Raw genomic sequence first — 9,318 nt, 5'->3', positions numbered from 1 at the left:
CTCAATATACTCGGAGGGACTAATGACTTTACTGTCGCCCACGAGAACCGCTTTTACATTGGCTTTTTCGTGAAACTGGTTTTTATACGTATATTCCAATTGGCTCACCTTTTTAAGAGGGAATTTATTTCCCTACTTCAAATATGATCCTGTTTTTGCGGATTGACTCCCAAAGTCAGCTATTTTATTTTTTAATGGAGAGTGATTTAACAGTCAAAAATGTAACGTTCTTTATATGGCTCTTCAGCGCACAAAAACAGGAGGCCCGCGTGGCGCTGTCGTCGATAGCCGGGGAGTTCGATATACCCAATCAACAACGACCTATTGAGGCACTCTCCAGTATCCGGCACACTCCCGGGACTCTTGGAAAAAGGAATTCACCGATGCCATTCTCATTGGAAGAAAGAACAGCGTTGCTCGCACTCAAGGGGGTAGGCCCCACGGTGATTACCCGGCTTGAACAGATGGGCATTGAATCGCTGGACACACTCAGCCAATCCAACGTGGGGGACATCCTCGCCCAAGCCTCTGCGGCATTGGGCTCGACGTGCTGGAAGAACAGCCCACAAGCGCGCGCTGCCATCACTGCGGCCGTGGCGCTTGCGAGACGCAACCCGCAGCGGTAAACGCGTTCAAGCGCCTCCCCCAGGGGTTGCTTGCTGACTACCTGCGCGGTCTAGCGTGGCTTCATCGCAGACAGCACGATTGATTCAACGAGACGCCGAGCAGCGACAAACTTGTGTTCGCTTGGCGTACTCCACTCGTTGTAGAGCACCGGGCCTTTGTCACTCACCCAGACATCGCCATCTTTCAGAATGCGGAACGCCCAGATTTCTGGCCACGCTTCTCTCCCCTGCTCGTCCAGCGTGTGCTTGCGAAGCACCACGCGACCAAAGGTGCCGCTGCCCTCATTGGCATAGAGCAGATTCGCTCTGATCAGGCCGAAATGACCTTCAAGCTGGAAGTAACCCTCTGGCGGAACGGTAAAGCTCACGCCAAAACGGCTGTGCGTAGATGTGAAGAGTTCAGAAAGACGCGTTCGCAGGCCTTCAGTGTACTTGGCGACTTGCTCGATATCCTGGACGACATGTCCGATACCATTCAGCGACTCTTCAGCATATGCATCAAACAACATGGTCGGGTTTCCTTTATGGCTGGATGAGCGTCGTGTCGGGTTGCCCTCAACCCGTGTGCCAACCTGCACCCAACCAGTTTGGCGGCTCGGTGCCGGTCATCACTTGATCTGCGCTAAAGCATCGGCGAACTGCTGACCACTCGCAACGCCAACCCTTCATACGCGTCCAGGGTAATGGTGAACGCCCCTTCGGCCGTCAGATCGCCCTCGACCCGCTCATTGATGATGTCCACCACCGGCCCCGGCGCGATATTGGGCAGGTGCAGGGTTTCGGTGATCGGCGTGCTGCCGAAGTTCAACGCGGTGATTTGCGTGCCTTTACCGGCCGGCAGTTCGTGGACCATGACCAACAAGCCAGGATGTTCGACGTCCGGCACCAGGATCTGGCGACTGGCCGCGATGTCATAGGCACGGCGCACGGCGAGGATTTTCTGCAACTGGGAGGCGAACGAGTCCGGGTCCTGCAATTGGCGGTTGAGGCTGCCGTACAGGGTTTTCGAACGCGGCATCTGCCCCGCCGAAAGCTCGGCCTGCGGGTTCAGGTCCACCAGGTCATAGGCGCCGCGGTGTATCCAGCGGGTATCGCCATCAGTCATCAGGTGCGCGACGTCATCCGCCGCCAACGGCAATGCACCGACCAGGTCCCAGCCGGACAAGGCGAACACGCCGGGCTGCATGGCGTTGTACATCACCAGGAGCAAATGGATCTGGCGAATCTGCTCGACATCGGCCGGCGTGATCGCCGCAAGGTCACGAATGCCGAGGGCCGCCGTGATGATGCTGGCGGTGGTGCAGGACACGCCATTGGTGACGAACTTGAGGTTGTATGGTGCATGTTCGCCGGCCAGGCGCTCGTACATCTGCTCGCGGATATGCTCGCGCAGGATGTTGCCGGGAAATGTCTGACCCTGGTAGAGGAAACTGTCATGTGCATGCAGGGTCCAGAAATGCACGAGTTCCAGGGTCAGTTCGTCATGGTTTTGCAAGGCATGGATCAGCGAGCCGGGGTCGATGCCGAGGTTGTGCATCTGGCGCAGCATCAGGCGCAGGAACTCGGTGTCGCCCATCAGCAACGCATGCTGATAGGCCGGACGCGTGATGAAGTCGTAGGAGAGATCAGCACCGCCGTGGGACATCGACGCGATGTCGTCCAGCGTCAGGTTCAGTTCCTGGAAGCTGAAACCGCCAGCCTTGCGAATCGCGCCGCCAAGCAATTGATTACCGGTGATCGACAGCGGATGGCTTTCCGACCAGGCCGTGCCGTCGAGCTTGCGCTCCACACCGAGGAAACCGTTGGCGTCCAGGCGCAGGATCTTGGCGCCCATCACATCGATCGCGTGCAGCGCATCGCCAATGATCATCTGCTGCGCGGCGAAGGATGGATCGAGCCAGTTAAGCGACGGTTGGCCCTCCTTGAAGTAATGCAGGTAGACCCAGCGCCGCGGCTTGCCATCGACGCCGATGACCACCGGCGTGGTGCTCCAGTCGGTTTCCTTCACGCCAGGCTCGAAGAAAATCACCCGCTGCAACTGGCCGACGATGTAGTGTTTATCGCGCAGCGCGTCCACCTGCAGCGGGCTGAGGTTCTGGGCATCGCGCCCGTCGGCGACCTCCGGCAGCAACGGCCAGTCTTCCTCGCGGATTTCCACCATGTGGTAGAGCCCCGGGTAGTCCTCGTAGGCCATCTCGGCCAGGCGGAAATCCGCGCCCTTGCCGGTGTGCGAGGGGATCACATCGTCGATGATCACCGCATTGTGGGCCGCCGCCATGCGTGTCAGCGCCTGCAACTGCGCCTCGGTGCCCAACTGCGGGTCGATGTCGAAGCTGATGCGATCGAAATTGCCATCGATGGTCGGCGTGTGTTCCGTCCCGGCCAAGCCGCCGGACTTTTTCAGCGGACCATTGTGAATACCCTGGATACCGATCTTCGACAAGGCATGCCACAGCGCCTCATCGCCCAGCGCTTCGAGCACCGTGCCGTTTTCACGGGTGACAATCGACGCCGGATACGCGGTGAACCACACCGACGACAAGGCCGAAGCATCACGCGGCCGGGTATGTGCATACGGCTGTTGCCACAGGCGCCCTTGCCCCGAATAGAGCTTGGCGCGCTGGCGCGCCGCGTGCAGCATCGACTGTTGCACCAGCCAGTTCACATGATCGTTGTCAGCCGCCGTCATAAGCCCATTACCTGTCGTCGTGAAAAGGTTACTCGTAAGCATAGGAGCGGCGAGCGGGGCTATTCGTTGCATCGCAATGCCGGCGGTTAGCCCAACTGACGGTACTGCCTCGGCGTAAACCCCGTCGACGCCTTGAACTGGCGGCTGAACGCGCTGTGGTCGGTGTAACCGCACTGCAGCGCGACGTCGGTGATCGGCAGGTCGCTGTGCAGCAAGCGATGGGCGTGCTCCAGGCGCACTTTCTGGATCATCTGCCGCGGCGTCAGGTGGAACACGCGCTTGCAGTAGCGCTCCAGCTGCGCCACCGAGATCCCGGCGATACGCGTCAGTTCGCCCAAGGTCACGCGCCGATTGAAGTGCGTGCGAATGTGCGCGTCCACGGCGGCCAGGCGTTGGTAGGCGGGGTGGGTTTCGCTGGCCGATTGCAGGTCGACGGAAATGCCGGCCAGGCCGATGATCTGCCCGACGTGGTTGTACAGCGGCCACTTGTGGGTCAGGCACCAGCCCGGTTCGCGGCTGCCGTAGAGATGCAACTCGAGCTGATCCGCCAATACAAACCCCTGCTCCAGCACGCGCCGGTCCTGCTCGGTATAACCCGGCCCCAATTGCGCGGGGAACACCTCGGCGCTGGTTTTGCCGAGCAACGGTTGCAGTTGCTTGAGCCCGCAACGCTGCACCAGGGTGCGGTTGGCGAGCACATAGCGGGCGTCGAGATCCTTGATGAAAATCGCGGCATTGGGGATCACGTCGAGCATCGGTAGCAGTTGCATGACGCCGGCCAATAACTGCTCGATGCTCTGCGGGCGATTCGCCTCGCGCCCTTGGCACAGGGCTGCAAACGCACTCTGCAACATCACTCCGCCCCCCTCTTTGCGCCTCGACGTCCAGCAGATTGCCCCATGCACGGGATGCTGTCGAGCGTAGAAAACTGTGCTGAATTCGTCATCCAACCCGGCGCAAAACATCAATCGTCGCAGCGCTGACGCGTTCACGATATGGCCACTGCATGCCTATCCCATCGGCCAGGCTCACCCCTGAACGGAGCGTGTCATGAAACGACTGCACGTCATCGACTCTCACACCGGCGGCGAACCGACGCGCCTGGTGATGGACGGATTCCCCGCACTGGCCGGCAACAGCATCGCCGCACAACTCGACAACCTGCGCACCCACCACGACGCATGGCGCCGCGCCTGCCTGCTGGAACCGCGGGGCAACGATGTGCTGGTGGGCGCCTTGTATTGCGCGCCGGTCACACCGGGCGCCACCTGCGGCGTGATCTTCTTCAACAACGCCGGCTACCTCGGCATGTGCGGCCACGGCACGATCGGCCTGGTTGCCTCGCTGCACTATCTGGGGCGCATCGAGCCGGGCGTACACACCGTCGACACGCCCGTCGGGCCGGTGGCGGCCACACTGCATGCAGACGGCGCCGTGACCCTGCGCAACGTGCCCGCCTACCGTTTTCGCCAACGGGTAGCGGTGGAAGTGCCGGGGCATGGCGTGGTCCATGGCGATATCGCCTGGGGCGGCAACTGGTTCTTCCTGGTGTCGGAGCACGGCCAGGCGCTGCAGATGGATAACGTCGACGCCCTGACCGACTACACCTGGGCGATGCTCAAGGCCCTCGAACGCCAAGGCATCTATGGCGAAGACGGCGCACTGATCGACCATATCGAGTTGTTCGCCGATGACGCCCACGCCGACAGCCGCAACTTTGTCATGTGCCCGGGCAAAGCCTACGACCGCTCACCCTGCGGCACCGGCACCAGCGCCAAGCTCGCCTGCCTGGCCGCCGATGACAAACTCGCGCCGGGTGAAACCTGGGTACAAGCCAGCATCACCGGCAGCCAGTTCGAAGGCCGCTATGAATGGGACGGCGAACGCGTGCGCCCGTACATCACCGGTCGCGCCTACATGACCGCCGACAGCACCCTGCTGATCGATGCGCAGGACCCTTTCGCCTGGGGCATCTGAGCCCTGCATGGTTTGACTGAATATTCCAAGGAGTTAGCCCAATGAGCGACACCATCTTCACCGGCTGCATTCCCGCACTGATGACCCCGTGTACCGCCGCGCGCAAGCCGGACTTCGACGCCCTGGTCGCCAAGGGCCGCGAATTGATCGATATCGGCATGAGCGCCGTGGTCTATTGCGGCTCCATGGGCGATTGGCCGTTGCTCACCGAAGCCCAGCGCCAGGAGGGCGTGGCGCGCCTGGCCGCCGCCGGCGTGCCGACCATCGTCGGCACCGGCGCGGTCAACAGCCGTGAAGCGGTGTCCCACGCAGCGCATGCGGCCAAGGTCGGCGCCCAGGGGTTGATGGTGATTCCCCGCGTGCTATCCCGTGGTGCTTCGGCCACCGCGCAAAAGGCCCACTTCGCCGCGATCCTCGACGCTGCGCCCCACTTGCCGGCGGTGATCTACAACAGCCCCTACTACGGCTTCGCCACCCGCGCCGAGCTGTTCTTCGAGCTGCGCCGCGAACACCCGAACCTGATCGGCTTCAAAGAGTTCGGCGGCGCCGCCGACCTGCGCTACGCCGCCGAACACATCACCTCCCAGGACGATAGCGTGAGTTTGATGGTCGGCGTCGATACCCAGGTGGTACACGGCTTCGTCAACTGCAACGCCACCGGCGCTATCACCGGCGTCGGCAACGCCCTACCTCGGGAAGTGCTGCAACTGGTGGCGCTGAGCAAGCAAGCCGCCAAGGGCGACGCCAAGGCACGTCGCCAGGCCCTTGAGCTGGAGGCCGCGCTGGCGGTGCTGTCGTCCTTCGACGAAGGCTGCGATCTGGTGCTGTATTACAAGCACCTGATGGTGCTCAACGGCGACCGTGGCTACGCCCTGCACTTCAACGAAAGCGACCAGCTCAGCGCTGCCCAGCGTCGTTATGCCGAAAGCCAGTACACACTGTTCCGCCAGTGGTACGCAAACTGGTCGGCGGAACAGAATGTCGCTTGAACCCACAAGCGCCGACATCGCCGTAGTCGGCGCGGGCATCATCGGCGTCGCCTGCGCCTTGCAGTTGGCACGTCAAGGGCGCCAAGTCGTCGTCATCGACGCGCAGCCCCCCGGCATGGGCGCCTCCTATGGCAACGCCGGCCACCTGGCGAGCGAACAAGTGTTCCCCATCGCCGACCTGTCGATCCTCAAGCGCTTGCCCACGATGCTGATGGACCCCATGGGCCCGCTGCGCCTGGACTGGAAATACCTGCCCCGCGCCCTGCCCTGGTTTGCGCGTTTGCTGCTCAACCTGCGCCCGGCCAGCTACCGGCGCACGGTCGCCGGCATTCGCGCACTGAACGAAGGCAGCCTGGGCGCATGGCAGCGCCTGCTGCAAGGCATCGACCGGCCGGAGCTGCTGCGCGAAGACGGCTCGTTGCTGGTGTTCGAGCGTGCGGATTCGCGAGGGGCCATCGACGCGCTGCAGCAACGCATGGCGCAGCAAGGCGTGCCGGTGGTGTTCTGGTCGGCTGACACCATTCACAAGGCCGCGCCGCAGTTGAGCGAGCACATCCAGGGCGGGCTGTTCTTTGCGGGCACCGGGCACTTTCTCGATCCCTATCAGGTGGTGTGCGAACTGGTGAACGCCGCCACAGCCAACGGCGTGCAATTCCTCACCCGCCAGGTGCTGGGCGGGCAAGTCGACGCCCAGGGCGTCACGCTGACCACCGATCAAGGCCCATTGACCGCACGCCAGGTGCTGATCGCCTGCGGAGCCCACTCGGCGAAACTCACCGCCGCCTTGACCGGCAAGCACGTCCCCCTCGACACCGAACGCGGCTACCACCTGATGCTGCCCCACGAACATGAACGCCTGCCCTTCGCCGTCACCTCCCTGGAGCGCAAGTTCATCATGACGCCCATGCGCGGCGGCCTGCGCCTGGCCGGCACCGTGGAATTCGCCGGCCTGGAGCGCCCGGCGAATATGCAACGCGCCTGGCAGCTGCATCGCCTGAGCAAAGGGCTGTTCCGGCAAGACCTCAATGCGCAGGACGCGACACCATGGATGGGCTTCCGGCCCTCCCTGCCGGACTCGCTGCCGATCATCGATCGGGTCGCCGACGGCAAGGTGTTGCTTGCGTTCGGGCATCAGCATCTGGGGTTGACGCAGGCGGCGGTGACTGCGGAGCTCATCGCGCAACTGGCTTCGACGCGGCCGCGACTGTCGGGTTTGCCGGAGTTGGAGGGGTATCGGTTGGCGCGGTTCTGAAACGTATGATGAGAATCAGCACTCCGTGATCATGACTCGTCACACAAAAAATCCAACAACCTCCACGCTACTTGACCAACCTCTTTTCCTTCGACGGCCTGTAGCCGAAATACGAGCTATAACACTTGCTGAAATGACTCGGCGAAACAAACCCGCACGCCACAAGCACCTCCACCTGCGACAACTCAGTGTGTTGCAACAGCCGGCGCGCCTCGGTCACCCGCAGTTCCATGTAATAGCGCTGCGGCGTGGTGCCCAGTTGTTCCTTGAACAGCCGTTCGAGCTGGCGGCGGGAGCGGCCGGCGTAGACGGCGAGTTGGTCGAGCTCCAAGGGTTCTTCGAGGTTGGCGTCCATCAGTTTCACCACCTCGCGTAACGGCGCGCTGACGCAGATGTTTTCCGTCGGTTTGATGCGCCGGTAGCGGGACTCCTCGAAGGCCAGGATATCTTCGATACCTTCGACCAAGGCCTTGTCGTGCAGGCCCTTGATCCAATCCAGCGCCATGTGGAAAGCGCCAGACGGACTCGAGGCGGTCAGGCGGTCGCGGTCGATGACATACGGTTCGCTGGTGACGTGGGCCGCCTTGGACACTTCCGCCAGTGCCGGGCGATGTTCGGGGTGGATGGCGCAGCGGTAGCCCTGCAACAGGCCGGCGCGGCCGAGGAACCAGGCGCCGTTCCATAAGCCGGCCAGGCTGACGCCCTGCTCGGCGGCATTGCGCAGCAGGTGGATGAAGTCGTCGCTGGCCTTGAGTTCGGTGCGAAAGCCGCCGCAGATCACCAACAACTCCAGCGTTTGCAGGGCCGCCACGTCGAGGCGTGCATCCGGGCGGATCACCAGGCCCAGATCGCTGATGACTTCGCCGTCGCCCCAGCCGAACGTGCGCGATGCGAACAACTCGGGGCGCAACAGGTTGGCGGTGACGAAGGTGTCGAGGGTCTGGGTGAAGGCTGGCAGGGAGAAGTGTTCGAGCAGCAGGAAGCCAACGCGGGTGGCTGACGCCGGCTGGCCGGGTGTTTCATTGAGGTAGCACAGGTTCTTGCCTTTCATGCCACCGCTGAATTGACGTCTTTCCATCGAGGGTCGGCCCTCTCTTATTGTTGAGGCTGTGGGCGCCATCTTAGGGGGAAATGCTGCGGCTGTCTCAGGTGGCGCGCCGTACCCTCAAGACATGGCTCACCTGCTGATCTTGATAAAGCCAGCCCTCTCCAACCCCCCGGGCCAAAGCGTTGCGCGCGCATCTGATACGGTTTTTTCTTTACTATCTGCGCCTGTATCGAAATGTCATCGAGGCGGACAATAGGGCCACTCCCGACACCCTTGTCGAGCGCGACAGGAATGTTCCTGCCGCCCCCTTCCCTTCGGAGGCCTTATGACCAAGATGGCAATTTTCCTGTTTGGCTTTTTGGTGCTGACCATTGGCATCGGTCTGCTGGCGACCATCTCGCCCGTTTGACGTCAGCGCAGCCCCGGCGCTCGACGCGAAAACAGCCTCGGGTACAGCGACAGCACCAGCAAACTGGCCATCGATACATTGGCTCAAGCCTTTCACAAAGCTTTCACAGGTGAACGCCTAGTGTTGTTTCAGCTCCTAGAGAAACACCTTTTAGCCCGCTCTCCCCATCGCGGGCTTTTCTTTGCCCGTGATTTAAGCCGGGCAAAAAAAAGGCAAGCCACGCCTCATCAAGATGAATAGCGTGGCTTGCCCCAATAAGCCGTTACTTAACGCAGGCCGGGACCGCCATGACCCCCGCCCTGACCGTGGCCACCACCACCACCACCAC

Annotated in this window: 8 protein-coding genes; 4 read left to right on the top strand and 4 right to left on the bottom strand. The window is 62.0% G+C overall.

The genetic code is table 11. The features are described 5' to 3' along the window. Positions 1–383: 383 nt before the first annotated feature. A complete protein-coding gene (locus INT12_RS29985) occupies positions 384–626 on the top strand; it encodes a Pathogenicity locus (protein WP_046383567.1) in 243 nt (80 codons plus the stop codon). A gap of 50 nt (positions 627–676) precedes the next feature. Here INT12_RS29985 and INT12_RS29980 read toward each other — a convergent pair whose 3' ends face one another. The 3 genes from INT12_RS29980 to INT12_RS29970 all read right to left on the bottom strand — a co-directional run bounded on the left by INT12_RS29980 (position 677) and on the right by INT12_RS29970 (position 4,169). Continuing rightward, positions 677–1,135 carry a hypothetical protein gene (locus INT12_RS29980; protein ID WP_017846344.1) on the bottom strand — a complete coding sequence of 153 codons (459 nt, stop codon included), beginning with the start codon at positions 1,133–1,135 and terminating at the stop codon, positions 677–679. 113 nt (positions 1,136–1,248) lie between these two features. Next, positions 1,249–3,315, bottom strand: a complete 2,067-nt coding sequence (treS, locus tag INT12_RS29975; protein ID WP_017846345.1) for a maltose alpha-D-glucosyltransferase — start codon at positions 3,313–3,315, stop codon at positions 1,249–1,251. Between the two features lie 86 nt (positions 3,316–3,401). Next, positions 3,402–4,169 (bottom strand): AraC family transcriptional regulator, encoded by a 768-nt coding sequence (locus INT12_RS29970; protein WP_102617052.1) that lies wholly within the window; start codon positions 4,167–4,169, stop codon positions 3,402–3,404. A 196-nt stretch (positions 4,170–4,365) separates the two neighbouring features. Between INT12_RS29970 and INT12_RS29965 the strand changes: the two genes are divergently transcribed. The 3 genes from INT12_RS29965 to INT12_RS29955 are packed head-to-tail and all read left to right on the top strand — an operon-like array spanning position 4,366 to position 7,533. Continuing rightward, on the top strand, positions 4,366–5,292 hold the full coding sequence (locus INT12_RS29965; RefSeq protein WP_017846347.1) for a 4-hydroxyproline epimerase: 927 nt from the start codon (positions 4,366–4,368) through the stop codon (positions 5,290–5,292). A 41-nt stretch (positions 5,293–5,333) separates the two neighbouring features. Then, entirely contained in the window at positions 5,334–6,281 is a 948-nt protein-coding gene (locus INT12_RS29960; RefSeq protein ID WP_193041009.1) for a dihydrodipicolinate synthase family protein, read from the top strand. Continuing rightward, positions 6,271–7,533 carry an NAD(P)/FAD-dependent oxidoreductase gene (locus INT12_RS29955; RefSeq protein ID WP_233098877.1) on the top strand — a complete coding sequence of 421 codons (1,263 nt, stop codon included), beginning with the start codon at positions 6,271–6,273 and terminating at the stop codon, positions 7,531–7,533. Before INT12_RS29960 ends, INT12_RS29955 begins: the two co-directional genes overlap by 11 nt. A gap of 67 nt (positions 7,534–7,600) precedes the next feature. On the opposite strand, the gene INT12_RS29950 is transcribed toward INT12_RS29955, so the two are convergent. Further along, entirely contained in the window at positions 7,601–8,584 is a 984-nt protein-coding gene (locus tag INT12_RS29950; protein ID WP_193041011.1) for a GlxA family transcriptional regulator, read from the bottom strand. Positions 8,585–9,318: the final 734 nt, after the last annotated feature.

Origin of the sequence: Pseudomonas sp. K8 (genome assembly GCF_014889455.1) — a bacterium.
In the GTDB taxonomy this organism is placed as follows: domain Bacteria; phylum Pseudomonadota; class Gammaproteobacteria; order Pseudomonadales; family Pseudomonadaceae; genus Aquipseudomonas; species Aquipseudomonas veronii.
This window is presented reverse-complemented; position numbering and strand designations above follow the sequence as displayed.